Source organism: Nocardioides houyundeii, from assembly GCF_002865585.1.
Classification (GTDB): Bacteria; Actinomycetota; Actinomycetes; order Propionibacteriales; family Nocardioidaceae; genus Nocardioides; species Nocardioides houyundeii.
Window position 1 is genome coordinate 304970 of sequence record NZ_CP025581.1, and the last position, 24483, is coordinate 329452.

The window sequence follows — 24483 nt, forward strand, 5'->3', positions numbered from 1 at the left end:
CCTCCTTGGCGACTGCGGTCCCGATCGTGACCCGGCCGTCCGGTGGTTCCGACGACCTGGCGGCGCCGAAGGGCTCTCGCGAGGAACCCGAGCTGGAGGAGGCCTACGACCGCCTGGTCGACCAAGGGCACGAGCGGCTGAGCCGCCCCCTGCTGCCACTGCTGTCGACCGGTCTCCTGGGTGGGGTCGACGTGGGCGTCGGGGTGCTGATGTACCTGGTGGTGCAGGCGGAGACGGGCAACCACCTGCTCGCCTCGCTCGCCTTCACCGTCGGCTTCGTGGCCCTGCTGCTGGCCAGCAGCGAGCTGTTCACCGAGAACTTCCTGGTGCCGGTGATGGCGGTGGTTGCCAAGGAGGGGACGCTCACCCAGCTGCTCAGGCTCTGGGTCGTCACGCTGGCGGCGAACCTGGTGGCCGGCTACGCCATGGCGGGGATGATCGTGGTGGCGCTGCCGGACGTGCACGAGGTGGCGGTGGAGGCCGGCTCGCACTACGCCCACCTGGGTGTGTCATGGCGCTCGTTCTTCCTCGCCGTGCTCGCCGGCGCAGTGATCACGCTGCTGACGCGGATGCAGAACGCGACCGAGAGCCTCGGTGTCCGCCTGGTCCCGGCTGTGCTGATGTCTTTCGTGCTCGTGGGCGCCCAGCTCTTCCACTCCGTGCTCGACTCGATCCTGATGTTCGCCGGGCTGTTGACCGGCGAGGCCGACTACGGCTACCTGGACTGGTTGGGAGCGCTCGGCTGGTCCGCGCTCGGCAACGTCGTCGGCGGACTCGTGCTCGTCACCGGCCTCCGTCTGCTGCGGGTCCCGCACCGGGTCGCCGAGAGCCGCGAGGAGGGGCAGACCGGCTGAGCCGCCGGCGTTTCTCCCGGGTCATCGACGGGGAGTTAGTTTGAGGGGTGTTTCACGTCATGTTCCTCGAGCCCCGCATCCCTCCCAACACGGGGAACGCGATCCGGATGGTCTCCGGGACCGGCGCCACCCTGCACCTGGTCGAACCGCTCGGCTTCGACCTCGAGGAGTCCAAGCTGAAGCGTGCGGGCCTGGACTACCACGACCTGGCCTCGGTCGAGGTGCACCCTGACCTCGACACCGCGCTCGCCGGCGAGGCGCTGGCCTCCTCCAGGGTGTTCGCCTTCACCGCGCACGCGACGCGTTGGTACACCGACATCGAGTTCCAGCCCGGCGACGTGCTGCTCTTCGGCCCGGAGCCGACGGGCCTGCCGGACCAGGTGCTGAACCACGGCCGGGTGACGGAGCGGCTCCGGATCCCGATGGTGCCGGGCCGTCGCTCGCTGAACCTGTCGAACTCCGCAGCCGTGGTGACCTACGAGGCCTGGCGGCAGCACGGGTTCCCCGGCGCCCACTAGGCACAGCGACGGATCACACCTGCTCCGGCACGTCCGGAGCGGAATAGACCCCCGCCCCCAGGCCGTTGGCACACCATGACTGCGACCCCCATCTCGATCCTCGACCTCGCCCAGATCGCAGCCGGAGGCAGCGCCGCCGACAGCTTCCGGACCAGCGTCGAGATCGCCCAGCTCGCGGAGCGCAGCGGCTACCGTCGCGTCTGGTACGCCGAGCACCACAACATGCCGACCATCGCGTCCTCGGCGACCGCCGTACTCATCGCGCACGTCGCGGCACACACGTCGTCCATCCGTCTTGGGGCCGGCGGGGTGATGCTGCCCAACCACTCCCCGCTGGTGATCGCCGAGCAGTTCGGCACCCTGGCGACGCTGCACCCGGACCGGATCGACCTCGGGCTGGGCCGTGCTCCCGGGAGCGACCAGAACACGATGCGCGCCCTGCGCCGGGACCCGAGATCGGCCGAGTCGTTCCCCAGCGACGTCCAGGAGCTTCAGGGCTACCTGACCGGCAGGTCGCAGATCCCCGGTGTCGAGGCCGTCCCGGGCACCGGGACGAACGTGCCCCTCTACATCCTCGGCTCCTCGCTCTTCGGGGCCCAGCTGGCGGCCGCGCTGGGTCTGCCCTACGCCTTCGCCTCGCACTTCGCGCCTCAGGCGCTGCAACAGGCCGTGGCGACGTACCGCCGCAGCTTCCAGCCGTCCGAGCAGCTCGCCGAGCCCTACGTCATCGCCGGCGCCAACGTGGTCGCCGCCGACTCCAGCGAGGAGGCCCACGCGCTGCTGCGGGAGTCCCAGCGACTGCGGGTCAGCCAGCTCGTCGGCCGGGGTCGCACCTTCAGCGACGCCGAGGCCGACGCCGTCCTCGACTCGCCGTCGGGCCAGCAGATCAAGCAGATGAGCCACTACACCGCCGTGGGCAACCCTGACGAGGTCCGCGAGTACCTCGACAAGTTCGCCGTGCACGCCGACGCCGACGAGCTGATCGTCGCCTCGATGGCGCGCAGCACCGAGGCGACGCTGCGCTCCTTCGAGCTGCTGAGCCAGGTGGCAGACCTGGCGGGATGACCGCCGGGCGAAGCGGCCGGGAACAGAGCGGGGCCGGTGCGGGTTGAGGGGCCCGTGAGTGCACCAGAGATCACCCGCGCCAGCGTCGGCCTTCGCAGCGAGCGGGGGCCGATCCTGCTGGCCGTCATGCTCAGCATCGGCCTGGTCGCCATCGACTCGACGATCCTGGCCACCGCGGTGCCCGCGGTCGTCGACGACCTCGGCGGGTTCACGTCGTTCCCGTGGCTGTTCTCGATCTACCTGCTGGCCCAGGCCGTCGCGGTGCCGATCTACGGCAAGGTCGCCGACCTCTACGGCCGCAAGCCGGTGATGCTGCTGGGCATCGGACTCTTCGTCCTCGGGTCGCTGCTGTGCGGCATCGCGTGGAGCATGCCGGCGCTCATCGTCTTCCGGCTGCTGCAGGGCCTGGGCGCCGGCGCCGTGCAGCCGATGGGCATGACGATCGTGGGCGACATCTACTCCATGGAGGAGCGCGCGAAGGTCCAGGGCTACATCGCCAGCGTCTGGGCCACCGCGTCCATCGTGGGCCCGACGCTGGGCGGGGTCTTCGCCGACTACCTGTCGTGGCGCTGGATCTTCTTCGTGAACCTGCCGCTGGGCATCGCCGCCGGCTGGGTGATGTGGCGCCGCTTCGACGAGCGGGTGGAGCCGCGCAAGCACAGCATCGACTACCTGGGTGCCGTCTTGCTGGCCGCCGGGGGCACGCTGCTTCTGCTCGGCCTGCTCGAGGGCGGGGTGCGCTGGGAGTGGGCGTCGGTCCCCGGGGTCGCGATCTTCGTCGTCGCCGCCTTGCTGCTGGCCGCGTTCGTCGGGGTGGAGTCGCGGGCTCCGGAGCCGGTCCTGCCGCTGTGGATCTTCCGGCGCCGGGTGCTGAACGCGTCGAACTCGGGCGCCTTCGTCGTCGGCGTGCTGATGCTCGGGCTGACGTCGTACGTGCCGTTGTACGCCCAGGGCGTGCTCGGGCACGGCGCCCTGGTCGCCGGTCTGGCGCTGGCGTCGATGACGATCGGGTGGCCGATCGCGGCCTCCACGAGCGGGCGCTTCTACCTGTCGATGGGCTTCCGCAAGACGGTCCTGATGGGCTCGCTGTTCGTGATCGCCGGCGCGGCACTGCTGCTCCCGGTGAACGCCGACAGCGCGCTGTGGCAGCTGGCCCTGCCGTGCTTCGTGATGGGCATCGGGTTCGGGTACGTCGCCAGCCCCGGCGTCATCGTCGCGCAGTCCTCGGTGGGCTGGCAGCACCGCGGCGTGGCCACCGGCACCAACATGTTCTCGCGCTCGATGGGCAGCGCCGTCGGGGTGGCGGTCTTCGGCGCGATCGTGAACAGCCGGCTGGCCGGCAGCGCCGAGGGCGCCTCACTCGACCTCGAGCACCTCTCGGCCGGGGTGCTGGCGCCCGCGATCCACCTGGTGTTCGTCTGCTCCGCGGTGGTTGCCCTGGCACTGCTGCTCTCCGGGCTGCTCATGCCGCCGCATGCGGGCGAGGAGGCCCGTCGGCTCCTGAGTCGACCGATCGGACGGACCCGGCGACCACCTGAGAGGGTTGAGCACGTGGATGTTCGGGTGGGCCTGTGCGGCTGGACGGTCTCGCAGTCGTCGTACGTGCGTCGGTTCCCGGTCGTCGAGGTGCAGCACACCTTCTACGAGCCGCCGGCCGACGCCCTGCTGGCCCGCTGGCGCGCGCAGGTGCCGCCAGGCTTCGAGTTCACGATCAAGGCCTGGCAGGTCGTCACCCACGAGTCCAACAGCCCCACCTACCGGCGGATGAAGCAGCCGCTGCCGGCCAGTGCCCGGGGCCAGGTCGGGGCGTTCCGTACGACGCCTCCGGTGCTCGCGGCCTGGCAGCGGACCCTGGAGTGCGCCCGGGTCCTGCAGGCCACCGCCGTGCTGCTGCAGTGCCCGAAGAGCTTCCGTCCCACGGCCGAGAACGTGGCACGGCTGCGGACCTTCGTGTCGCAGGTGGAGCGGCCGACCGGGCGGCTGCTGTGGGAGCCTCGCGGCGAGTGGCCCACGCAGCTGCTCACCGAGCTGTGCGCCGAGCTGGACCTGGTCCACGTGGTCGACCCGATGCAGACCGAGACGGTGACGCCGGAGCAGACCTACTACCGGCTGCACGGCACCACGGGCTCGCGGCACGTCCACACCGATGACGAGCTGCGCCGGCTACGGGACCTCGTCGACGGTCGCCCATCGCCGTACGTCATGTTCAACAACCTGCCGCGCACCGGGGACGCGGAGCGGTTCCGCGACCTGCTCTCCGGCTGAGTCCGCACGATCGGTCGCTACGAGTGGTCGCCCACCGCTCCCGCGAGCACTCGGGCCAGACGAGATGCCAGGTCTTGGAGCGTGGAGCCGTCCGGCTCGCCGTGATCGGGATTGATCTCGCACACGGTCAGGCCGCAGAAGTTGGGCGCGGCCACCAGCACCTCGAGCGCCGCCATCACGGTCTCCAGCTTCAGGGCAACGTTGCGGCGGGTGTTCTCGGCCAGCGGAGCGTCCGCGAAGTCGACCAGGTCGATGTCCAGGTGCAGCAACAGCCGGTCGAACTGCGCGGCCCATCCCTTCACCACCCGGGTGGCGGCCTCGACCGGGTCGTCACGTACCTCGTCGTGGTGGACCCAGGCGATGTCGCGCTCGTCGATGACGGTGCGCTCGAAGGCGGTCGGCTCCACCTGCCCGAACAGCAGGACCTGCTCAGGGTCCAGGAGCGGGACACGAGGACCGACCCCTGCGAGGCTCGCGACGGTCCCGTCCACACCGAGCAGGTGGGCCACTCCCATCCAGTCCAGCGCGCCGTCGTCGGTGCTCTGCGGAGTGTTCAGGTCGGCATCGTGGTCGAGGTAGACCAGGCCAAGGGTCCCCGGCGCCGTGGCGGCGCCGGCGACGGTCCCGAGCTCCACGGTGCAGTCACCGCCGAGGACCAGCACCTTCGAGCCCTCCGCGGCCAGGGCGTCTCGGACCCGGGACGCGACGCTGCTGGCGGTGTGGGTGACCAGGTCCGCGTTTCTCGCGCGCGGGTTGTCCCGGTCGGCTCGCATGCGGATCGTCTCGGTGTCACCCGCGTCCTCGACGTCCACGCCGTGCCCGCGGAGCAGGTCGATCAGGCCCGCGTCCCGCAATGCGCGCGGAGCCTGTTCCTGGCCAGGTCCGTAGGCCCCGGCGCTGCTCGGCGCTCCGATCACCGTCAGTCGGTTCGACATGTGACCACTCTGGCGGAGCCCGCGGATCCCGGCAACCGTGCTCTGCGGTGGGCGCTACGGGCCCAGGAAACGCCTGACGGCGGGCAGCGGAGCGCTTCAGGAGACTCTCTTGAAGGAGATGTGCTTGACCCGGGGCTTGTGGCTCGGGGCGGTGACGATGACCCGGAGCAGGACCCGCTTGCCCTTCCAGCCGGGCCGCACCTTGGCCTTCAGGCCCTGCTTGACGACCTTCCCGCCCACGACCCACTTGTAGGCGATCATGCGGGGTTCGGTCACCGATCCACCGATCACCGGCCCCTCCAGGGGGTTGAGGCGCGTCTTGGTGACGCGCAGCGTCTTCCCGACCTTCGCCCGCCTGGGCGTACCGGGGGCCTTGGTGCTCCACGCGGCGATGTACGAGGCAGGTACGACGGTCGCTGGGCCGTCCTGCCAGGCATCGTCGCAGTCGCGCGGGTAGTCGCTCGGCGTCGGGACCTGCCCTGCGAGGACAGGCATGGTCGGGTCGGAGAACGTGACGCGATACCCGACAGCCGGTCCGACGTCGTCGGGGTCCATCCGCTCCGAGACCGTGAAGCCGTCGTACCGGCTGGTAGCGCCCGCGCCGGCGAAGGACTCGGTCGTCACCACGCGGTCGCAGCCAGTGACGGTGACGGTGTAGGTCACATCCGCGGCGACGCCCTGGGAGAACGTGACGATGACATCACTGATGGTGGCGTCCAGGACCTGGAACTGCTGATCGACCACGTGGATGTCCCGCGGCTCCGCCTGGGCGGAGGCAGGCACGGACAGTGCGACGGCGGCCAACGCCGCGGACGTCGACAGGTTGACGGTGCGAACCTTCACATTTCCCCCCGGAACTTCGCTGTTGGGCCTCATCCTGCCCGGGATCAGCCTCGAAGGTGACCCTCGAGAGAAAGCAGTCCACGCGCGACTCATGGGGGAGGGTAGGTCCGTGCGCATCTACCGGCAAGCCCTGCGAGGACACGGCTACGCCTTCCACGGACTGACCGACCTGCTGGCCAAGGCCTCCCCGCTGCGCTCCGGCGACGAGCTGGCCGGCTGCGCGGCCGAGGACCCGCTGGAGCGGGTGGCAGCCCAGGTGGCGCTGGCCGACGTACGGCTCACCGACTTCCTCGACGACCTCGTCGTCGCCTACGAGGACGACGAGGTCAGCCGGCTCATCGTGGACTCCCTGGACCGGGACGCCTTCTCGGCCGTCTCCGAGCTCACCGTCGGCGGTCTGCGGGACCACCTGCTGGAGACCGCCTCGGGTGCCGGTGCCGCCGCCGCGCTCGCGGCGCTCGCCCCGGGCCTGATGCCGGAGATGGCGGCGGCCGTCTCGAAGATCATGCGCAACCAGGACCTGGTCGTGGTGGCCCGGGCCGTCGACGTACGGTCCCGGTTCCGGACGACGGTCGGCGGCCCGGGCAGGCTCTCGACCCGGCTCCAGCCGAACCACCCGCTGGACGACCCGCGCGGCGTGGCCGCCTCGGTCCTCGACGGCCTGCTGCTGGGGTGCGGGGACGCGGTGATCGGCATCAACCCGGCCTCGGACTCACCCGGCGCGGCGCACGACCTGCTGGTGCTCCTCGACGAGGTCCGCACCACCTACGAGATCCCCACCCAGTCGTGCGTCCTGGCCCACGTGACCACCACCTTGGAGCTGATCGAGCGGGGCGCCCCGGTGGACCTGGTCTTCCAGTCCATCGGCGGTACCGAGGCGACCAACCGGTCCTTCGGGGTCGACCTCGCGCTGCTGACCGAGGCCAGGGACGCGGCGCTGTCGCTGGGCCGCGGCACCGTCGGGCAGGACCTGATGTACTTCGAGACCGGCCAGGGGTCCTCGCTGTCGGCGAGCGCACACCTCGGCACCGGGGGACGTCCGGTGGACCAGCAGACCCTGGAGGCCAGGGCCTACGGTCTCGCGCGCCACCTCAGCCCGTTCCTGGTGAACACCGTGGTCGGGTTCATCGGTCCGGAGTACCTCTACGACGGCAAGCAGATCACCCGCGCCGGGCTCGAGGACCACTTCTGCGGCAAGCTGCTGGGACTGCCGATGGGGGTCGACGTCTGCTACACGAACCACTCGATGGCCGACCAGGACGACATGGACGTCCTGCTGGTCTCCCTGGCCGCTTCGGGGGTCTCGTTCATCATCACCGTGCCAGGTGGGGACGACGTGATGCTCGGCTACCAGAGTGCCTCCTTCCACGACGCCCTCGCCGTACGTGAGCTGCTGGCCCTGCGGCCCGCCCCGGAGTTCGAGGGGTGGCTGGCGGGTCTGGGGCTGCTCTCGGCCGACGGTGCGCTCGTCCCGCTCGAGCACTCGCCGCTGACGGGGCTCGGCTCGTGAGCGCCCCGGACTGGGTGCGGCTGCGGCAGTCGACCAGCGCCAGGATCGGTCTGGGTCGTGCCGGCAACGCGGTGCCGGTCGCGGCCGACCTGGAGCTGCGGATCGCGCACGCCGAGGCACGGCGCAACGTCCTGACCGACCTGGACACCGACGCCCTGGAGCGGGACTTCCGCGCAGCGGGCCTGCCCGCGCCGGTCCGGGTGCGCTCCCGGGCCCGGGACCGTGCGGAGTACCTGCGCCGGCCCGACCTCGGCAGACGGCTGTCAGAGGAGGACCACGGTTCGCTGGGCGCCGTGGTGCCCGCGGAGCGTGACGGCGCAGCTGCGGGCAGTCGTCCGCGTCTGGTCGTGGTGTGCGCGGACGGGCTGTCTGCCCAGGCCACGCAGTGCCACGCGCTGCCGCTGCTGGTCGAGCTGCTGCCTCGCCTGGACATGGAGGTCGTGGCCTGCCTGGCCGCGACCCAGGCTCGTGTCGCCCTGGGCGACCCGATCGGCCACGCGTTCGGCGCGGCCCTGGTGCTGGTGCTCATCGGCGAGCGGCCGGGACTCTCGTCCCCGGACAGCCTGGGCGCCTACCTGACCTTCGACCCGCGGCCGGGACGCACCGATGCCGAGCGCAACTGCGTCTCGAACATCCGGACCCCGGGCGGCCAGTCGTACGCCGGTGCCGCGCGGGTGCTCGACGGTCTCGTGCGGTCGATCCTCGCCGGCGGTGCCAGTGGTGTGGGCGTCAAGGACCTGACACCGCGCGAGGACGAGACGTCCCAGCTGCGCCGCACGGACGTGGCCGAATAGCCGCGAGGAGCACGACCTAGGGCGCGACGTTCCGTGAGAGGCGCCTCGTACGTCATGGAGCTGGTCATGGGGGCACGACCGTAGCCGCCGCTCCGGTCGGCTTCGTGGAGCCCGCTAGCGTGGGTTGTGTGAGCGAACTCACTTCAGTCCCCGTTCCACTCCCCGTTCGGGAACCCGTCATCGTCATCGTCCTCGACCTGGCGGCCAAGGCGATGCTCCTTGTCCTGCTGATGACCGCGATCCGGTACCCCGAGCTCGGCCACCTCGAGGGCAAGGGCGCCACCGCCCGGGCGGTCGGCTATCCGCTGATGGCGTTCGCGATCCCGGCGGTGTGGTTTCTGCGGTACCGCCACCGGACGACGTTCCCGTGGCTGGTGGACCTGATGGCGACCCTGACCTGCTTCACGGACACGCTGGGCAACCGGATGGACCTCTACGACAGCATCCGGTGGTTCGACGACGTGATGCACTTCGTCAACACCGGCGTGCTGACCGCTGCGTTCATCCTCCTCACCCTGCCGCCGTCCCAGACCCGTGGACGGGTGCTCGAGCGCTCCCTCGCCTTCGGCGTCTCCGCGGCGCTCGCCTGGGAGGTCGCGGAGTACTACGCCTTCCTCAGCACCTCGGGAAACGTCGACCGGTACGCCGACACGCTGGGCGACCTCACGCTCGGCTCGATCGGGTCGGTGGTCGCCGGGCTGGTCGTGCACTGGGCCTGGGAGCACGACCGACTCCTGACGGCGGGGCCCCAGCCCCTGGCGACCGTCTTGGCGGTCGACGTACGTCCACCGGACGACCGGCGACCGTGGCCCTGAGGGCGGGGTGCGGCACCCAGCCTGGCTACGACGCGCTGGCCGCGGCCTACGACGAGGCGTTCCCGACCGGATACGTCTCGTCGGTTGAGCGGCAGGTGATCGCGCTCTTCGCCGAGGACCTGGTGGCGACCGGACTGCAGGGGACGGTCTTGGACGTCGGGTGCGGCACGGGGCACGTCACCCGCGACCTGTCAGCGCGAGGACTGGAGGTCCTGGGGGTCGATCCGTCGACCGCGATGCTGGGGCGGGCGCAGCAGCGTTATCCGGAGATGAGCTGGGCGCTGGGAGATGCGAGTCTTCGCGAGCTCCCGCAGGACCAACCTCCCTTGGCAGGGATCGTCGCCCGGTTCAGCCTCATCCATGTCGACCCGGAGCTGATCCCGGACGTCTTCACCAGCTGGACCGCTCGACTGCAGCCGGGCGCCCACGTCATGGTCGCGTTCCAGTGCGCCGAGGATCCGGCTGAGGCGGTGATGGAGTTCGACCACGTCGTCGCTCGGGCGTGGCGCTGGCACCCTGACGCGATGGCGGCCGCACTGACAGAGGCCGGCATTCTCGAACGCTGGCGTCTCGTGGCCCAACCGGACGCGTCCAATCGCTTCGCCACCTGTCACCTCGTCGGTCAGGTCGCGGCGTGAGTGCCGAAGCGCCGTACTCCGATCTGAGGCGCGGCCTCACTGCCCACGTGCACATCCCTGCAGGCCCTACCATCGAAGAATGTCCACGAGGGGGTCGGAGCGCGCCGACGTCCGACGCAACCGCCAGCTGATCCTCGACGCCGCCGCAGCGGCGGTGCTGAACAACCCTCAGGCGAGCATCAGCGACGTGGCGAACGGGCTGGCCTGACGCGGGCCACCGTGTACCGCCACCACGAGGACCGGGACGCGCTCGAACTCGGCAGGTGTTGTGGATCAGACCGAAAGTCGAACGTCGAACAGCCGCGAATAGCTGCGAACGATCTGGGTACGGCCCGGCCATGGATTCCGAGATCCGGCTGGTCGTCGACGGCACCCCGCACTCCCTGTCCGTCGACACGCGGACCACCCTCCTTGACGCGCTGCGCGAGCGGCTGCAGGTCACCTCCCCGAAGAAGGGGTGTGACCACGGCCAGTGCGGCACGTGCACCGTCCTGCTCGAGGGACGTCGGCACCTGACCTGCCTGGCGCTGGCGGTCGCGCACGACGGAGCCGAGATCGTCACGGCAGCGGGACTGTGTCACGGCGAGGGCGAGGAGCAGGGCGACCTGCACCCCATGCAGGAGTCGTTCCTGGAGCACGACGGCTACCAGTGCGGCTACTGCACGCCCGGCCAGGTCTGCTCGGCGGTCGGCATGCTGGAGGAGGCCAGGCAGGGGCACCCGAGTTACGTCACCGGCGACCTGACAGCGGACGTGGACCTCGATGATGCGGAGATCCGGGAGCGGATGAGCGGCAACCTCTGCCGGTGCGGGGCCTATCCCGGGATCCTCGCGGCAGTTCGCCAGGCGGCCGGCCGATGAGGACCTTGGCTTACCGCCGCCCCACCTCCGCGGAGGAGGCAGTCGAGCTCATGGCGAGCAACCCCGGGGCCAAGTTCATGGCCGGCGGCAGCAACCTGGTCGACCACCTCAAGCTCGGTGTCGCCTCTCCGGAGCTGGTGGTCGACGTCAGCGCCCTTCCCCTCGACGTCGTCGAGGAGTGCGAGGGGGAGGACGGCCACTTGCTGCGCATCGGCGCCAACGTCCGCAACAGCGACCTGGCTGCGCACCCGGTGGTCCGCTCCCGTTTCGCGGTGGTCGCTCGCGCGTTGCTCGCCGGTGCCTCCGGCCAGATCCGGAATCAGGCGACCACGGCCGGCAACCTCCTCCAGCGCACCCGCTGCGTCTACTTTCAGGACGTCACGACGCCGTGCAACAAGCGGGAGCCGGGAAGCGGCTGCTCCGCGCTGGACGGCTATGGGCGCTACAACGCGATCCTCGGCGCGAGTCCGGAATGTGTGACGACCCATCCCTCGGACCTGGCGGTCGGGCTGGCCGCCGTCGACGCCACCGTGGTGGTGCTCGGCGTGGACGGCGAGCGCCGGGTCCCGCTGGAGGACCTGCACCGGCTGCCGGGAGAGCACCCCGAGGCCGACACCACGCTCGCTCCCACCGACCTGATCACCGCCGTCGAGCTGCCGATGAGTCACCCGGACACGGTGTCGACGTACTCGAAGGTCCGCGACCGCGCCTCCTTCGCCTTCGCCCTCGTCTCGGTGGCCGCGACCCTGCGCCTCGACGGTGGCACCGTGGACGAGGTCCGCATCGCCTGGGGCGGTGTCGCCCACAAGCCATGGCGCGCGCACGTCGCCGAAACGGCGCTGGTCGGAGGACGGCTCGACGAGGACGCGGTCCGGGCCGCCGTCGATGACGAGCTGGACGTAGCCACGACCAGTGCCGAGACCGCCTTCAAGGTCGCCATGGTCCGCAACGCCACCACCATGACGCTCCTGCGGCTCGCCGAGGAGGCAGCGCGATGACCGAGCAGCAGACCCGACGGATCTCGCCGCGCTCGATCGGCACGTCGCTGGACCGCGTGGACGGGCCCGAGAAGGTGACGGGCCTGGCGTCGTACGCCGTGGAGCACGCCGCGGACGACGGAGTCGCCGCGCCGCTCAGCCTGTGGCTCGTGACCTCGACGGTGGCCAAGGGGCGGGTGACCCGGGTCGACGGCTCCGCCGCGCTGACCCACCCCGGTGTGACCGCCGTGCTGGACCACACCAACGCGCCCCGGCTGGCGAAGACGGACAACGGCGAGCTGGCGATCCTGCAGGACGACCGGGTGGGCTTCCGCGGCCAGGTGGTCGCCCTGGTGCTGGCCGAGACCTCCGAGGCGGCGCGGGAGGGCGCGGCGCTGGTCGAGGTGACTTACGAGCAGCAGCCGCACGCGGCCGAGCTGCGCGAGGACAACGCGACGTACCGTCCCGAGCGGGTCAATCCCGACATGGAGACCGACACCGATGAGGGCGACGTGGACGCGGCCCTCGCGTCGGCGGAGGTGGTGGTCGAGCAGACCTACCGCACGCCCTACGAGCACAACAACCCGCTCGAGCCGCACGCCACCGTCGCCTGGTGGGAGCAGCACGACGGGCGCGACGTGCTCACGATGTTCGACTCGACCCAGGGTGTGCACGGTGTCGTCCAGGCCCTGGCACCCATGCTCGGCCTCGAGCCCGACCAGGTGCGGGTGCGGGCGCCGTACGTCGGGGGCGGGTTCGGTAGCAAGGGCGAGGCCCACGCACACGTCATGGCGGCCGCGCTCGCCGCCCGCACGACCAGGGGACGACCGGTCCGCCTCGCGGTGACCCGGCAGCAGATGTTCTCCCTCACCGGCTACCGCACCGCCACGATCTCGCACATCAGGCTCGGGGCGGACGCCGATGGTCGACTGGCTGCCATCGAGCACGCCGTGCAGGAGCAGACGTCGGTCGTGCGCGAGTTCGCCGAGCAGACCGCCGCGCCGACGCGGATGATGTACGCCGCCCCGAACCGGCGCACCAGCCACCGCCTGGCACGGCTCGACGTCGCCGTGCCGTCGTGGATGCGGGCGCCGGGGGAGATGCCCGGCATGTACGCCCACGAGGTCGCGATGGACGAGCTCGCTGTCGCGTGCGGTCTCGATCCGATCGTGCTGCGCGAGCGCAACGAGCCCGACCGGGACCCGGAGACCGGCAAGCCCTTCAACGACCGTCGGCTGCTGGACTGCCTGCACCGCGGGGCCGACCGGTTCGGCTGGGGTGACCGTCCGCTCCAGCCGCGGTCCCGCCTGGACGGCGACTGGTGGGTCGGCACGGGGGTCGCGTCGGCGACGTACCCGGCCATGAGATCGCCCGGGAACAGCGCTCGCATCACCTCGCTCGAGGGTGGTCGCTACGCCGTCGCGATCGGCGCCGTCGACATCGGCACCGGCGCGCGGACGGTCCTGACCCAGATCGCGGCCGACGCGCTCGAGGTCGACCCGGCGGACATCGACCTCGCGCTCGCGGACAGCCTCCTGCCACCCGCCTCGGTGGCTGGGGGCTCGTCCGGCACGACCTCGTGGGGCACGGCGATCGTCGCCGCCGCGCAGCTCTTCCGAGCCGACCACGGCGACACCCCCGACCCGGGACTGCACACCACGGCCTCGGCCGCGGACAACCCCGCGGCCGAGGAGTTCGCGTTCCACTCGTTCGGTGCCGTCTTCGCCGAGGCCCGGGTCAACCGCTGGACCGGCGAGGTCCGGGTCCCGCGGCTGCACGGCGTCTACTCCGTCGGTCGGGTCATCAACCCGAGGACCGCGCGCTCGCAGCTGATCGGCGGGCTCGTGATGGGGCTCTCCGCGGGCCTGTTCGAGGAGTCGTACCGCGACCCGCGCTTCGGCCACGTCGTCACCCAGGACCTCGCGACGTACCACGTGGCCGCGCACGCCGATGTGCTCGACGTCGACGCGGAGTGGCTCGAGGAGTCCGACGAGGTCTTCACGCCCATGGGGTCGCGCGGCGTCGGCGAGATCGGCATCGTCGGCACGGCCGCGGCGGTCGCCAACGCCACCTTCCACGCCACCGGGGTACGGGTGCGCTCGCTGCCGCTGACGCCCGACCACTTCCTCACCACCTAAAGTCCTGGGGCGATCCGCCGCCCCCGGGTGCTCGTCGTGTCCGGTCAGGCCGGCCGCGCCCGAGCGTCGTTCGACGGACCCTGCAACGGAACGGAGTGGAGAGAAGTGTGGACATGTGGCTAGGCCGATGCGATGCGTGAGGTGCTGCCCCAGTTGCTGACGTGGTGGGAGGCCGGCCAAACCGTGGGCATGGGGACCGTCATTGCGACCTTCCAGTCCGCGCCCCGTCCGCCGGGTGCGTCGATGCTGGTGGGTCCAGACGCGTCGGCCGTCGGATCGGTCTCGGGAGGCTGCGTGGAGGGATCCGTCTACGAGTCAGCCCAGGAAGTTGCCGGCACGGGCGAGCCGGTTCTGCACCGCTACGGCGTGTCCGACGACGATGCCTTCGCCGTTGGTCTGACTTGCGGGGAATCCTCGACGTCTACATCGAGAGGGTGAACCGGGACACATTTCCGGAACTGCCTGAGATCGCTGCAGACATCGCCGCCGGGCGGCCGGTCGCCGTGGCGACCGTTGTCGAACATCCGGATAGAGCTCGGATGGGCCGCCGCATGGTGATCCGGCCCAGTGACGTGGTGACTTCGAGCGAGAGATCGCTAGGGAGCGCGCGTGTAGATGCCGCCGTTCGAGACGACGCCTTGGGCATGCTCGCAACTGGCCACAGCGGAACCCTCTCGTACGGGCCGAGCGGGGAACGGCGCGGGGAAGGCATGCGCGTTTTCGTCTGGGCCTTCGCACCGCCGCCTCGCATGCTCGTCTTCGGTGCGACCGACTTTGCCGCCGAGATGGCACGAGTCGGTGGCTTCCTCGGCTACCGAGTCACGGTGTGTGATGCCCGGCCGGTCTTTGCCACGGCGAGTCGGTTCCCGGAGGCCGACGAGGTCGTCGTGGAGTGGCCGCACCACTACCTAGCCGGGGAACTGCAGGGGGGACGCATCGACGGGCGCACCGTGGTCGCGGTTCTCACCCACGATCCGAAGTTCGACGTACCGCTGCTGGAGGTGGCGTTACGGGTGCCCGAGATCGGCTACGTCGGCGCCATGGGCTCGCGGCGTACCCACGAGGACCGGATGACGAAGCTCCGTGAGGCGGGGTTGGATGAGAAGGAGCTGGCCCGGTTGTCCAGCCCGATCGGTCTCGATCTCGGAGCCAGGACGCCGGAAGAGACTGCGATCAGCATCGCCGCCGAGATCATTGCGAGTCGCTGCGGCGGGACCGGTCAGCGGCTTCGTGCCACGCAGGGGACGATCCACCATGCGGCGCGCCCCCTTACTGGATGAGCTGACGTGTCAGGGGCGGAACGAGTCAACGGCGTGACGAAGGGAAGTCCTCGGGGCGGTCGACGTCCATCCCGGTTGCCAAGTCTCCGCATTCCACGGAGACGACCTGATGTGTTGCCAGGTAGCCGCGGGCTCCAGCGTCGCCCACGGAGCTGCTTCGAATCGCGCTCCAGTGCGCGCGGCCCAGGACCACGGGGTGGCCTGCGTTGCCGTCATAGACCGCACGTGCGAGCGAATCGGGACCAAAACGGGCCGTCATTCTCTGCACGACTGCAGCCGACACGTCCGGCAGGTCCACCAGGGTGACGACGGCTGCCTGTGCCGCAGTTCCCGCGGCCGCAGCCAGTCCTGCCCTCAATGACGCCGACTGCCCCGTGTCCCAATCCTCGGCGATGACGGATTCGACGATGCTGCCATTCACGGCACAACGAGCGACCAACGTGCGTGCCTCAGCCGCTGCCGCACCAAGTACGACAACGAGGTGGTCGCAGCCACCCAGGACGAGTGCGTTCATCGCGTGGTGCACCAAGGGGACGCCGCCAGGATCACGAACCAAAACCTTGGGCTGTCCGTACCGACGGCCCGCCCCGGCCGCAAGGATCAGCCCAGTCAGCATTCCATCATCATCCCTGGTGGTAGTACCGCCCGCTCTGGTTCGACCTCAAGGGAGGGTCGACGCCGTCGGGCAGGTCGAGGGCGTTAGCCTGCGCGCTTTGCATGAGACGTTGTCCACGCCCCGGCGCCTTCTGCGGAGCAGCCCGTCGACGCGTTCTCTTGGAGGAAGTCGACGAGCAAGGCGCGGGTCCGGGTCAGGTCGTCAATGCGGGCACCCAGGTCTTCGCACATCGACTCGACGCGGGCGCGCACTGCGACCGGATCGACCTCGTCAGGTTTGCCGGTTGCGCACGGCAGCACTGCGCTTACCGCCTCGCGTGAGAAGCCGATCTCGTACATGACCCGGATTGTCTGGACCACGACCACGTCGCTCTCGGCGTACTGTCGGTAGCCGTTGAGCGCGCGCTGCGGTGTGACCAGCCCCTGCTGTTCGTAGTAGCGCAGCGAGCGTGGGCTGACGCCGCTGCGAGTGCTGAGCTCGCCGATGTTCACACGGTGACTCCGCTCGCACTTGACCTTGACACGATGTCAGACTCTAGCGTCATCCAACGTGAGCGAGAGCATCGAGGCCGCGGGCCGGCAGAGGACCTTCACCGTCGTGGGCGAGCAGGAGGGGCCGCCGGGACGGGCGCTGCTGCTCGTCTTCCACGGCTCCAAACAGGACGGCGCCGCGCACCGGCGCTTCACCGGCCAGATGTACGACGCGCTCGCCGCTGACGCGCAGGCGGTCGTCGTCTACCTCGACGGCTACCAGGGCAACTGGAACGACGCGCGCAAGCAGTCGTTCTTCCCAGCTCGCATGGAGGGCGTCGACGACGTCGCCTTCGTTAGGGCGGTCGTCGATCGGCTTGTCGCAGGGTGGGGCGTGGACCGCGCCCGGATCGTCGCGGTCGGCTACTCCAACGGTGGCCAGATGGTTCTGCGGCTCCTGCACGAGGTCCCTGATCTGCTTGCCGGGGCCGCCGTGGTCTCGGCAACGATGCCGGCGCCGGGCAGTTTCCGCACCGACATCTCGCAGCCATCCGCCGTCCCGGTCCCGGTCGTGCTCGCGCACGGCACCAAGGACCGGATCGCCCCCTTCGACGGCGGCACCATGAGCGGCCTCATGCGCCGGGTCTTCAAGGTCGGTGGGACCACGCTCTCCGCGCCAGAGACCGCGGCCTACTTTGCGCAGCGCAACGGCATCACCACCCCGCCCACGCAGCGGTCAAACGGTGACGTGGAGCGAGTCGAGTACGCCGAACTCGATCGGGCGTCCGTCACCCTGCTCACCGTGAGCGGCGGTGGGCACACCGTGCCCGGACCGAAGCGGGCGCCGTTCCTGCTCGGCCGCACGGCTCGGGGGTGTCGATGGCCGACGAGGTCACTCGGCTACTGACGGCGGAGCGGCCCTGACCCGCTCGGGCCATGCCCACAACCCGGCACAGACAACCCTGTGGTCGGCAGCCCCAAAGTCTCCGACGAATAGGTCCGGGCAGGCCAGGTCGGCAAGGCGCGGGGTCGTGCGCTCGTCGGCATGAAGTGCGAGTCGAGCTCATGCCCGACTCGCGGGAGATTGACGCACATCCTGGCGCCCGACTTGCGGCAGATCCAGACGTACGAAAGAACGGAACGATTGCGCTGACCCACGAATGAGTCGTGTGAGACTCACAGACGTGCATCCCTCCCGCGCGGCGGCCCTCCTGGTGTGCGCCTGGACGCTCGGTGTGCTCGGCGCGGCCACGGCTACCGCTTCGTGCGCGACAGACTCCCCAGATCCATCGCCGTATGCGTTCCTAGGAACGGTCGTCGGGACCAGCGAGGGCGGTCGAGTGGCGGAGGTCGTCACAGACGAGGCAGCGACGGTGACCGTCCAGGGCACCAAGGACAGGACCTGGTTCTCCAACTCCTACAGTTCGAGCGACCGGCGCTACGCGTTAGGCGGTAGGTACGAGTTTCACCCGCTCAACGAGGACTCCCCGTACTCGGACAACGCCTGCACCGCCACCCGACAGGTCAGCGGCCCACCGTTGTCCGCTTTCCCGGAGCCACAGACCCGCGAGGGGGTGCTGCCCGAGTGGTTACCGGTGGATGAACAGGCCGGGCCACTCGGATACCTCATCTTCTTCGGCCCCATCGCATTCGGAGCATTGGCCTTGTTCACCGTGCTGAGGGGACTCCACCGCAGGCGGCGCACGGCACATGCCTCCTGAGTAGGCCCGCGCGCATCGCGGCAGATCCGGTTGTTCGCTAGGACCGCAGGAAGGTGTCTTCGATGAGCACCTCAGGGGCCAGTCGCACCCGCGTTCGGCCCAGGTGACCCGCAGATCCGTACTCCAACAAGATCTCTGCCGTCTTTCCGGCGCCAGCGACCGTGAGCACAGTCGCCGTCTCGCGGTGAAGGTCCGTCACGATCTCACCACCCCGGCGGTGTCGCACCCGCACGCTGTTGTCGGTGACATCCCAGGTCAGATGAACGGCTTCGCCGCCCGTGACGGGGTAGACCAACTCACGGACGTACTCGTCGCCGGAAACGGCCTCAACGTCTGGCGTCACACCGAGGGCCGTCCGCCACGCCTCGTCATCCGCAACTTGAAGGGAGGTCATGCGGGAAGCCTAGTGATCGCATCTCGGCATGATCGGATGTTCTGGTCGGGCCCATATGCGGGGAAGTGACGCAGCTTTCCGAACCGCACAAGCAGCGGCCAATGGCCCGTCAGGCGAGGTCCTCGAAGGACTCTTCGCCGGGCCTCCAGCACATCCAAGCTTGGTCCTCGAAACCGGTCAGTACCGCAATCTCTGCACCGGTCAAGGCATCCCGGTCTGGATGCAATGCGATTGCCGCGTTCGGGAACTCGATGCGCAATCCCGTCCCTGTCGCTTCGTGCGTGTTCAGGACCAGGTTGGGGATCAGGGCACGAAGTGCGTCCGCGTAGCCGAGGTCGCCATCCGAGAGCACTTGTCCGCCTACGGCTTCTACTGTGGGCATCGCGTCGCAGGTCAGGACGGGCATGTCTTCTCCGAGGCCCTCGAACCGCAGTTGAGCGTAGTCCTGGACAAACTCCACCGAGACCAATCGCGCACCTACGAGCCTCCCGAGAAATTCGTTCGGGACGTACGGCGGCGGGTCGAGAGACATATCCACATGGTGCCGTAGGAGGTGTCCGCGTTTCCACAGATCTGCACGTCCCGCAGGCGGCGGAGTGGGTGTGGCCTGCTGGCACCCATGAAGTGCTGCTCGGCAACAGCGGGGCCGATAGCGAGGGGAGCCCGCGCCACTAACTGATCGGATGATCGTGGACCGCCGACGAAAGGTGCACGCCATTTAGTTCGAGGTAGAGCTGCCGCTCGGTAACAGTGAGCGTGAGGGCGTTGCGGCGCTCGATCGCGTCCACGGCGGAATCGATGAACCCGGGATCAAAGTTGTGCAGGACGATCTCGCTTGAGCGATGTATTTTCGCGCCCGCCCACTGCGCCAGCACCCTGGTGTGGTCGCGGTGCGTGTAGATGGCCGTGCGCTCAGCAGCCTTGCTGCCCGCGTGAAGGCGCGCGGCGTCCGGCGCCCCAACCTCGATCCAGGCCAGCAGCTTCCCGCTTAGGTCGCGCACGAGCACCGCCGGGTCGGCGGCCGCCGAGATCCCCTCGCTGAACGCGATGCCCTCTTCGTATTCGAGGCAGTAGGCGAGCACACGCGTCACGAGGTACGCCTCGGTTTCTGACGGATGCCGCGCCGCCCGAAGCGTGAACTGCTCGTAGACGCCCCGATCCATGTCGGCCAGCTCGATCTCGAACGTGTGCATCGTCGCGCCGGCTGCCATGGGGCAATGCTGGCCTACATCGCGTCCTGAAGTCGAATGGCCTGAATCGCCGGGGGGAAACGAGGAAACGTCGCGACGTGTCAGCGACAAGGCCTTGTCTTCCCTCGGAAAGGGGCGCATATCCTTCTAGGCGCAGGGGACGCAGGACGTTCACACTCCAGCGACGTAAGCGGTGAGGAAGTGGACACCGTGTCGGTCGAGGTTTCCGCGGGCGCGGTCGTAGTGCTCGGTCGTGCGTGGGTCGGCGTGGCGCGCCAGGATCTGCGCGTCGCGGAGCGGGACGCCGGCGTCGAGAGCGTTGGTGATCGCGGCGTGACGCAGCGAGTGCGGGCTGATGTGCCGAGGGACGCCCGCGACCTTGGCGATCCTCACAACCATCCGGTAGACGTCTCGGCGGTCGATCGGATTCCCCGTCGTCGGTCTCAGGACGAGCGGCCCGTCGGATCGCTGCCCTCGGCAGGCCTCAAGGACACGCAGCACTGGGGATCGTGATCGGCATGGTGGCGGGCTTGTTGCCCTTTCCGACCAGATGCAGGACTCGGTGACCGCGCAGCGTATCGGCGTAATCCTCGATGCGCACTGCGGCTGCTTCAGATGCGCGCAGAGCGTTGATGCCGAGAAGGAATGCGAGCGCCCCGTGGTGCGCCGTGAGTGTCTGGGCGACTTGGAGGAAGCAGATGAGTTCGAGCCGGTCGAGTCCTTGGGTGCGGGACTCGTCGTGCTGGATCTTGGGGAGGCGCGCGTAGACGGCAGGGTCGGCTGCGATCAGGCCATCGATGTGTGCGAACCGGAAGAAGCCGCGGACGCCGTGCATCATCGTGACGATCGAGGAGTCCATCAGGCCGGTTTCGCCGAGTTGGTGGATGTACAGCTCGACGTGGGCACGCTGGATCCCGAGGAGGGGGTCCAGTCCGTTGTTCTCGCACCAGGTGAACCAGCGCCGGAGCTGGTAGGCGTAGAGCCGGTGCGTGCGTCCCGAGTATCGGGCGAGGTAGGAGACGGCTGCGAGTTGCGCAGCGGTCATGGTGAAGGGCTGGAACGGGAAGACGGTCGAGTCGGACATGAAACGCTCCGTGCCGCGGCTGGCTTAGCTCAGCCCGCCCGCCGCCAACGCGCCGAGCTCCTGGGTCCGCGACGCTAATCCGGCGCCGGACTCAGCGCGTCCGCAGGCGGAGGAAAGACGCACCTTGTACAGCGCCCATCGCGGCGGAGGCTGGAGTCGTCCTCTCGGCGCGGATTCTGTCAGTCGTCTCGCAGGGCTCGATGCTGGTCGACGTTCCGTCCGGCCGCGGGGTCCGGCGGAACATCCGACTCGACACTCGCGACGGTCTCGTCCAGCCGCACGACTGGCGGGAGGCTGCGGTAGTCCTGCTTGGGCTCCACCTCACCGCGGCGGTCGTCCTCTGCTGTCATTCCTTGACCCTAGCCCTGCAATCGAGATCAACGGGTGCAGCGCACCCATGACATCGGCGGGAAGCGCTCAATACGATGTGGGCGAAGTCGGGGGCGGCGCCCGCAAAGCGGCGGTATGACGCGCTTCTTGCTGGCTTCCGACGAGGGCGAGCCTGCCGTCTGGCGCATCACTCGGAGCTCGGTGGCTCCAGACTGGCGAGCTTGGATCTCTAACGCGCTACTACGAGCTGTCCGATGGCATCCCGCGACCAGACTTGACCTGCCGCATCACGAAAGCGAACTTCTACGCGCAATTCCGAATGCTCCACCTCGCTCGGTGTCCGTCCATGGGGCTTGGCGGTGAGGTCCAGACTCACTGGGAGGTTCTCCTGTGTCGGAGGCAGATACGCCAGCCGCTCGCTTCCCAGCAGCCGCCGGTCGCGGCCCACGGAAGTCTCATCCATAAGAACGAGCCAGAAGTCGACTTCCACTTCGGTCGCCGGCAGAGCCGACGCGTTCCGGAGCAACGCGCGCGCACCGACGATTGCTTCAGGGTCTTCCTCGGTATAGACGTCCTCGATCGAGGATCTCGTCCCCAGCGAGAGCCCAGCTGGCCACGCTGCGATCAGCGCGGCTTGGGAAGCTCGTTGAGCCTCCTCCCATCTATGCTCTCGCTGCGATTCGAGGCCAAATGCCCGAGCCGCGTAGAAGCCCGCCACAATGGCAGCGCCCACACCGATCAGTGTCGCCCAGGCTTCAAGCCACGAAGGTAACTCTGATAACGGCCGGCCTGCCACGCGCCAACTTCCCCAGGAGAGCGCGCTGGTCAGTGCCACCCCAGCCAGGGCGCTCAAGAGAATCTTGCGGGGACCCCAACCATTCGGTTTCATCACCCCGCTATGATGTCGCAACTCAACGCCGCGATGCACAAGCGCGGGTGGAGACCTCCGGCCTGCTTCTCCAGCCTCGGGCCAATGCGAACGAGTGTGTGACAGTGACTCGTTCGCTCCGAGCGCAGTACGACTCACGCGGCGGTATGACCATCCTCGCCGAGGTTTTCGGGAGTGCCCCGGAAGGTGGGCCATGCCGTTCCGCTGTGGGACGTGGCACTCCTGGCGACTCTCGAGGGCGCCCACCTAACGGTCCGTTGACTGTCATCTCCTGACCCCGGCAACTACTCGAGCCTGGCAAGGGCGTTTCGGATTGCTGCTTCGAGCTTGGCCTGCTGCGAAGCCGTTAGTTCGTCCGAGGTGCGTATGACAACGGTGCCGACAACGCTGTGTGACCCCGAGGAAAGGACGCCGCCGTCGAAAGCCGCCAGGTAGGTGTTGCGCGCCTCCGCATCATCGATCGTCTTGTAGACCTCGATAGCGCCGCCAGCTTCGGTTCCCTTGTCAACGAGGTCACGGCCAAACACGCTTTCCTGATCCACCAGGGTTGAAGCGAGGTACACGGTCGCGGTGTACCCGCCCTGCTTGTTGAGGTTCCCGTTTGGATCGCGATCTTCAGTGACTGCCTGGACCCCGCGGACGGCCCTGAGGTCCTTGACCCGGTCAATCGCAAAGTTCCCGCCGGGGTTGGTCACCTGCTCCATCTGCTTGATGCTCGCCTCAAGGGCCGCCTTGGACTCACTTACCTGGACGATCACCGCGCCGTAGTCCCGAGGTCCTCTATGTCGGCGATCCGCGCCGGGAACTCTTCGGTCGCCTTCTTGATGTCTTCAGTTGACCGGGGGAGATCCGGGGCTGCAGGCGCATCGTTACGACTGCCCTGAGCCTCGCCAATGGTCGCACCAGCGCTCACCAGGAGGTTCGCGTCGAGGGGCTGCGCGTCCGAATCGATCACGTCTTGTAGCCCAGAGACGGCAGCGTCCAACTCACCGTTCCGTGCATCGAGTCGTTCGACGGCGGTGTTGTACCCCTCGTTGGCCTTCTTGAAGGCGTCGACGGCCTCGTCGTGGGGAACCTTGACTTGGAGGTACCAGGCGCCTACGACTGCAAGCACCGCAACAAGAGCCGCGGCAACGATGAGGCTCAGCTTCTTTACGCGAGGCTTCGCGGACGGGGGTGTTTGCACTTCGTCTTCCACAGGGGGGCTCTCCTCGATGCATTTCGCAGACCGAGCCGACAGGCTAGGTCGTTCTCCTAAGCTCGCAGGAGTTCGGCTGATTCGCTGTCCCGCGCGCCGCCCCGGGGTGTACATCGCGCTCGTTCGCGAGGGTGTGACGCGGTGCCGTTCTGGTCATCGTGGGCGCTACAGACTGAGGCAATTCAGTCACGCCCACGGCTGCAACGGGAACTGGCACCAAGATCCGCTGGATCGGTCTAGAGTCGGCAATCACACTGGACGCAGACAGGAGAAGTTGACGAGTGTCGCTCTTTCCAGGCGAGGAACTGACGTTCTCGACACAGCCCGCCGTAGCGCTCAGGTCGTCGGACGACGCGGTCAATGAGAAGTACGTCTCTGGCGAAGTTCGGATCGTCACCGAGCAGGCTCGCTACCCGTTGAACACCATAGCCACGATGGTGAGCAGCCCCGACTACGAACTCAATCCCGAGTTCCAGCGCCGCCATCGCTGGTCACCTGAGAAGCAGTCTCGACTTATCGAGTCTTTTATCATGAACGTGCCAGTCCCTCCAGTTTTTCTTTACGAGGATGAGTACTCGCACTTCGAAGTGATGGACGGCCTGCAGCGACTGACTGCTATATCGAGCTTCTATCGGAACGATCTAGAACTAGTTGGCCTCACCGAATGGCCAGAACTGAACGGTCGCACGTACGCCCAACTGCCGGACCAAGTCCGCCGCGGGATAGATCGCCGATACCTCTCGTCCATAATTCTGCTACGGGAGACGGCCAACACGCCCGAGGAGGCGGAGCGCCTCAAGCAACTTGTTTTCGAGCGTATCAACAGCGGCGGAGAGAAACTTAAAGAGCAAGAGTCCCGTAACGCTGTCTATAACGGGCCATTGAACAAACTTTGTATCAAGCTCTCACGCAATCCGGACCTGTGCGTCCTGTGGGGGATCCCTCCGCCGAACCTCATGGAACATCTTGAGGTCGCTGATCCACAACTGGAGATCAATCCGCTGTATCAGACTATGGGCGACGTAGAATTGGTCCTTCGCTTCTTTGCGCATCGGCAACGACGGCGCATCGGGGGGGTGCCCTAAAGACGTACCTCGAC

The 24483-nt window shown here is 68.6% G+C and carries 30 protein-coding genes; 17 read left to right on the plus strand and 13 right to left on the minus strand.

The window, feature by feature from the left end; genetic code table 11:
* The first annotated feature begins 26 nt into the window (after window positions 1-26).
* From C0R66_RS01500 to C0R66_RS01515, 4 genes are all read left to right on the plus strand, one after another.
* On the plus strand, window positions 27-854 hold the full coding sequence (locus C0R66_RS01500; protein ID WP_101525974.1) for a formate/nitrite transporter family protein: 828 nt from the start codon (window positions 27-29) through the stop codon (window positions 852-854).
* A 59-nt stretch (window positions 855-913) separates the two neighbouring features.
* The gene (locus tag C0R66_RS01505; protein WP_101523198.1) at window positions 914-1372 is read left to right on the plus strand and encodes a tRNA (cytidine(34)-2'-O)-methyltransferase; all 459 of its coding nucleotides are present in this window, start codon (window positions 914-916) and stop codon (window positions 1370-1372) included.
* A 75-nt stretch (window positions 1373-1447) separates the two neighbouring features.
* Window positions 1448-2437 carry an LLM class flavin-dependent oxidoreductase gene (locus C0R66_RS01510; RefSeq protein WP_101523199.1) on the plus strand — a complete coding sequence of 330 codons (990 nt, stop codon included), beginning with the start codon at window positions 1448-1450 and terminating at the stop codon, window positions 2435-2437.
* A gap of 54 nt (window positions 2438-2491) precedes the next feature.
* The gene (locus C0R66_RS01515; RefSeq protein ID WP_101523200.1) at window positions 2492-4702 is read left to right on the plus strand and encodes an MFS transporter; all 2211 of its coding nucleotides are present in this window, start codon (window positions 2492-2494) and stop codon (window positions 4700-4702) included.
* Window positions 4703-4719: 17 nt separating this feature from the next.
* Here the strand turns inward: C0R66_RS01515 and C0R66_RS01520 are convergent, their stop codons facing one another.
* Complete coding sequence (locus C0R66_RS01520; RefSeq protein WP_101523201.1) at window positions 4720-5637, minus strand: arginase family protein; 918 nt, start codon at window positions 5635-5637, stop codon at window positions 4720-4722.
* A 96-nt stretch (window positions 5638-5733) separates the two neighbouring features.
* Entirely contained in the window at window positions 5734-6480 is a 747-nt protein-coding gene (locus tag C0R66_RS01525) for a hypothetical protein (RefSeq protein ID WP_101523202.1), read from the minus strand.
* A 109-nt stretch (window positions 6481-6589) separates the two neighbouring features.
* On the opposite strand from C0R66_RS01525, the gene C0R66_RS01530 reads away from it, so the two are divergent.
* The 10 genes from C0R66_RS01530 (at window position 6590) to C0R66_RS01565 (ending at window position 15492) form a co-directional block, all read left to right on the plus strand.
* The gene (locus C0R66_RS01530) at window positions 6590-7990 is read left to right on the plus strand and encodes an ethanolamine ammonia-lyase subunit EutB (RefSeq protein WP_101523203.1); all 1401 of its coding nucleotides are present in this window, start codon (window positions 6590-6592) and stop codon (window positions 7988-7990) included.
* Window positions 7987-8784: an ethanolamine ammonia-lyase subunit EutC gene (gene eutC, locus C0R66_RS01535; protein WP_101523204.1), complete on the plus strand. Its 798-nt coding sequence runs from the start codon at window positions 7987-7989 to the stop codon at window positions 8782-8784. Before C0R66_RS01530 ends, eutC begins: the two co-directional genes overlap by 4 nt.
* 128 nt (window positions 8785-8912) lie before the next feature.
* Complete coding sequence (locus C0R66_RS01540) at window positions 8913-9599, plus strand: DUF2238 domain-containing protein (protein ID WP_158647824.1); 687 nt, start codon at window positions 8913-8915, stop codon at window positions 9597-9599.
* 95 nt (window positions 9600-9694) lie between these two features.
* On the plus strand, window positions 9695-10237 hold the full coding sequence (locus tag C0R66_RS01545; protein ID WP_199286763.1) for a class I SAM-dependent methyltransferase: 543 nt from the start codon (window positions 9695-9697) through the stop codon (window positions 10235-10237).
* 79 nt (window positions 10238-10316) lie between these two features.
* Window positions 10317-10445: a hypothetical protein gene (locus tag C0R66_RS19830; RefSeq protein WP_277869152.1), complete on the plus strand. Its 129-nt coding sequence runs from the start codon at window positions 10317-10319 to the stop codon at window positions 10443-10445.
* A 130-nt stretch (window positions 10446-10575) separates the two neighbouring features.
* The gene (locus C0R66_RS01550) at window positions 10576-11097 is read left to right on the plus strand and encodes a 2Fe-2S iron-sulfur cluster-binding protein (RefSeq protein WP_101523206.1); all 522 of its coding nucleotides are present in this window, start codon (window positions 10576-10578) and stop codon (window positions 11095-11097) included.
* Complete coding sequence (locus tag C0R66_RS01555; RefSeq protein ID WP_101523207.1) at window positions 11094-12095, plus strand: FAD binding domain-containing protein; 1002 nt, start codon at window positions 11094-11096, stop codon at window positions 12093-12095. Before C0R66_RS01550 ends, C0R66_RS01555 begins: the two co-directional genes overlap by 4 nt.
* Window positions 12092-14212 (plus strand): xanthine dehydrogenase family protein molybdopterin-binding subunit, encoded by a 2121-nt coding sequence (locus C0R66_RS01560; protein ID WP_101523208.1) that lies wholly within the window; start codon window positions 12092-12094, stop codon window positions 14210-14212. The genes C0R66_RS01555 and C0R66_RS01560 overlap by 4 nt, the downstream gene beginning before the upstream one ends.
* A gap of 132 nt (window positions 14213-14344) precedes the next feature.
* Window positions 14345-14650 carry an XdhC family protein gene (locus tag C0R66_RS19255; RefSeq protein ID WP_241901537.1) on the plus strand — a complete coding sequence of 102 codons (306 nt, stop codon included), beginning with the start codon at window positions 14345-14347 and terminating at the stop codon, window positions 14648-14650.
* Window positions 14647-15492, plus strand: a complete 846-nt coding sequence (locus C0R66_RS01565) for an XdhC family protein (protein WP_241901538.1) — start codon at window positions 14647-14649, stop codon at window positions 15490-15492. The genes C0R66_RS19255 and C0R66_RS01565 overlap by 4 nt, the downstream gene beginning before the upstream one ends.
* Window positions 15493-15517: 25 nt before the next feature.
* Here the strand turns inward: C0R66_RS01565 and C0R66_RS01570 are convergent, their stop codons facing one another.
* Window positions 15518-16108, minus strand: coding sequence for a nucleotidyltransferase family protein (locus C0R66_RS01570; RefSeq protein WP_101523209.1), 591 nt, complete (start codon window positions 16106-16108; stop codon window positions 15518-15520).
* An 83-nt stretch (window positions 16109-16191) separates the two neighbouring features.
* Window positions 16192-16599 carry a MerR family transcriptional regulator gene (locus C0R66_RS01575; RefSeq protein ID WP_101523210.1) on the minus strand — a complete coding sequence of 136 codons (408 nt, stop codon included), beginning with the start codon at window positions 16597-16599 and terminating at the stop codon, window positions 16192-16194.
* Between the two features lie 58 nt (window positions 16600-16657).
* Between C0R66_RS01575 and C0R66_RS01580 the strand changes: the two genes are divergently transcribed.
* Both C0R66_RS01580 and C0R66_RS01585 read left to right on the plus strand, forming a co-directional pair.
* Window positions 16658-17485, plus strand: a complete 828-nt coding sequence (locus tag C0R66_RS01580) for a CE1 family esterase (RefSeq protein WP_101523211.1) — start codon at window positions 16658-16660, stop codon at window positions 17483-17485.
* Window positions 17486-17762: 277 nt separating this feature from the next.
* A complete protein-coding gene (locus C0R66_RS01585) occupies window positions 17763-18299 on the plus strand; it encodes a hypothetical protein (protein WP_158647825.1) in 537 nt (178 codons plus the stop codon).
* 37 nt (window positions 18300-18336) lie between these two features.
* Here C0R66_RS01585 and C0R66_RS01590 read toward each other — a convergent pair whose 3' ends face one another.
* The 9 genes from C0R66_RS01590 to C0R66_RS01620 form a co-directional block, all read right to left on the minus strand.
* The gene (locus C0R66_RS01590) at window positions 18337-18693 is read right to left on the minus strand and encodes a hypothetical protein (RefSeq protein ID WP_101523213.1); all 357 of its coding nucleotides are present in this window, start codon (window positions 18691-18693) and stop codon (window positions 18337-18339) included.
* A 109-nt stretch (window positions 18694-18802) separates the two neighbouring features.
* Entirely contained in the window at window positions 18803-19225 is a 423-nt protein-coding gene (locus tag C0R66_RS01595) for a hypothetical protein (protein ID WP_101523214.1), read from the minus strand.
* A gap of 139 nt (window positions 19226-19364) precedes the next feature.
* On the minus strand, window positions 19365-19904 hold the full coding sequence (locus C0R66_RS01600) for a YaeQ family protein (RefSeq protein ID WP_101523215.1): 540 nt from the start codon (window positions 19902-19904) through the stop codon (window positions 19365-19367).
* 150 nt (window positions 19905-20054) lie between these two features.
* Window positions 20055-20384, minus strand: a complete 330-nt coding sequence (locus C0R66_RS18515; protein WP_158647826.1) for a tyrosine-type recombinase/integrase — start codon at window positions 20382-20384, stop codon at window positions 20055-20057.
* Window positions 20368-20967: a tyrosine-type recombinase/integrase gene (locus C0R66_RS01610; protein WP_101523217.1), complete on the minus strand. Its 600-nt coding sequence runs from the start codon at window positions 20965-20967 to the stop codon at window positions 20368-20370. The genes C0R66_RS18515 and C0R66_RS01610 overlap by 17 nt, the downstream gene beginning before the upstream one ends.
* A gap of 179 nt (window positions 20968-21146) precedes the next feature.
* A complete protein-coding gene (locus C0R66_RS18520) occupies window positions 21147-21317 on the minus strand; it encodes a hypothetical protein (protein ID WP_158647827.1) in 171 nt (56 codons plus the stop codon).
* A gap of 209 nt (window positions 21318-21526) precedes the next feature.
* Window positions 21527-22132: a hypothetical protein gene (locus C0R66_RS18525; protein ID WP_158647828.1), complete on the minus strand. Its 606-nt coding sequence runs from the start codon at window positions 22130-22132 to the stop codon at window positions 21527-21529.
* Window positions 22133-22470: 338 nt separating this feature from the next.
* Window positions 22471-22944: a hypothetical protein gene (locus C0R66_RS01615; RefSeq protein WP_101523218.1), complete on the minus strand. Its 474-nt coding sequence runs from the start codon at window positions 22942-22944 to the stop codon at window positions 22471-22473.
* Window positions 22941-23384, minus strand: a complete 444-nt coding sequence (locus C0R66_RS01620; protein ID WP_101523219.1) for a hypothetical protein — start codon at window positions 23382-23384, stop codon at window positions 22941-22943. Before C0R66_RS01620 ends, C0R66_RS01615 begins: the two co-directional genes overlap by 4 nt.
* Window positions 23385-23665: 281 nt before the next feature.
* On the opposite strand from C0R66_RS01620, the gene C0R66_RS01625 reads away from it, so the two are divergent.
* Window positions 23666-24469: a DUF262 domain-containing protein gene (locus C0R66_RS01625; protein ID WP_101523220.1), complete on the plus strand. Its 804-nt coding sequence runs from the start codon at window positions 23666-23668 to the stop codon at window positions 24467-24469.
* Window positions 24470-24483: the final 14 nt, after the last annotated feature.

Excerpts from the sequence above, each read along its gene's own strand:
- C0R66_RS01505 (WP_101523198.1), top strand. The coding sequence starts at position 914 with ATGTTCCTCGAGCCCCGCATCCCTCCCAACACGGGGAACGCGATCCGG.
- C0R66_RS01510 (WP_101523199.1), top strand. The coding sequence starts at position 1,448 with ATGACTGCGACCCCCATCTCGATCCTCGACCTCGCCCAGATCGCAGCC.
- C0R66_RS01520 (WP_101523201.1), bottom strand. The coding sequence starts at position 5,637 with ATGTCGAACCGACTGACGGTGATCGGAGCGCCGAGCAGCGCCGGGGCC.
- C0R66_RS19830 (WP_277869152.1), top strand. The coding sequence starts at position 10,317 with ATGTCCACGAGGGGGTCGGAGCGCGCCGACGTCCGACGCAACCGCCAG.
- C0R66_RS01550 (WP_101523206.1), top strand. The coding sequence starts at position 10,576 with ATGGATTCCGAGATCCGGCTGGTCGTCGACGGCACCCCGCACTCCCTG.
- C0R66_RS01555 (WP_101523207.1), top strand. The coding sequence starts at position 11,094 with ATGAGGACCTTGGCTTACCGCCGCCCCACCTCCGCGGAGGAGGCAGTC.
- C0R66_RS01560 (WP_101523208.1), top strand. The coding sequence starts at position 12,092 with ATGACCGAGCAGCAGACCCGACGGATCTCGCCGCGCTCGATCGGCACG.
- C0R66_RS19255 (WP_241901537.1), top strand. The coding sequence starts at position 14,345 with ATGCGTGAGGTGCTGCCCCAGTTGCTGACGTGGTGGGAGGCCGGCCAA.
- C0R66_RS01570 (WP_101523209.1), bottom strand. The coding sequence starts at position 16,108 with ATGCTGACTGGGCTGATCCTTGCGGCCGGGGCGGGCCGTCGGTACGGA.
- C0R66_RS01590 (WP_101523213.1), bottom strand. The coding sequence starts at position 18,693 with ATGACCTCCCTTCAAGTTGCGGATGACGAGGCGTGGCGGACGGCCCTC.
- C0R66_RS01595 (WP_101523214.1), bottom strand. The coding sequence starts at position 19,225 with ATGTCTCTCGACCCGCCGCCGTACGTCCCGAACGAATTTCTCGGGAGG.
- C0R66_RS01600 (WP_101523215.1), bottom strand. The coding sequence starts at position 19,904 with ATGGCAGCCGGCGCGACGATGCACACGTTCGAGATCGAGCTGGCCGAC.
- C0R66_RS01610 (WP_101523217.1), bottom strand. The coding sequence starts at position 20,967 with ATGTCCGACTCGACCGTCTTCCCGTTCCAGCCCTTCACCATGACCGCT.
- C0R66_RS18520 (WP_158647827.1), bottom strand. The coding sequence starts at position 21,317 with ATGACAGCAGAGGACGACCGCCGCGGTGAGGTGGAGCCCAAGCAGGAC.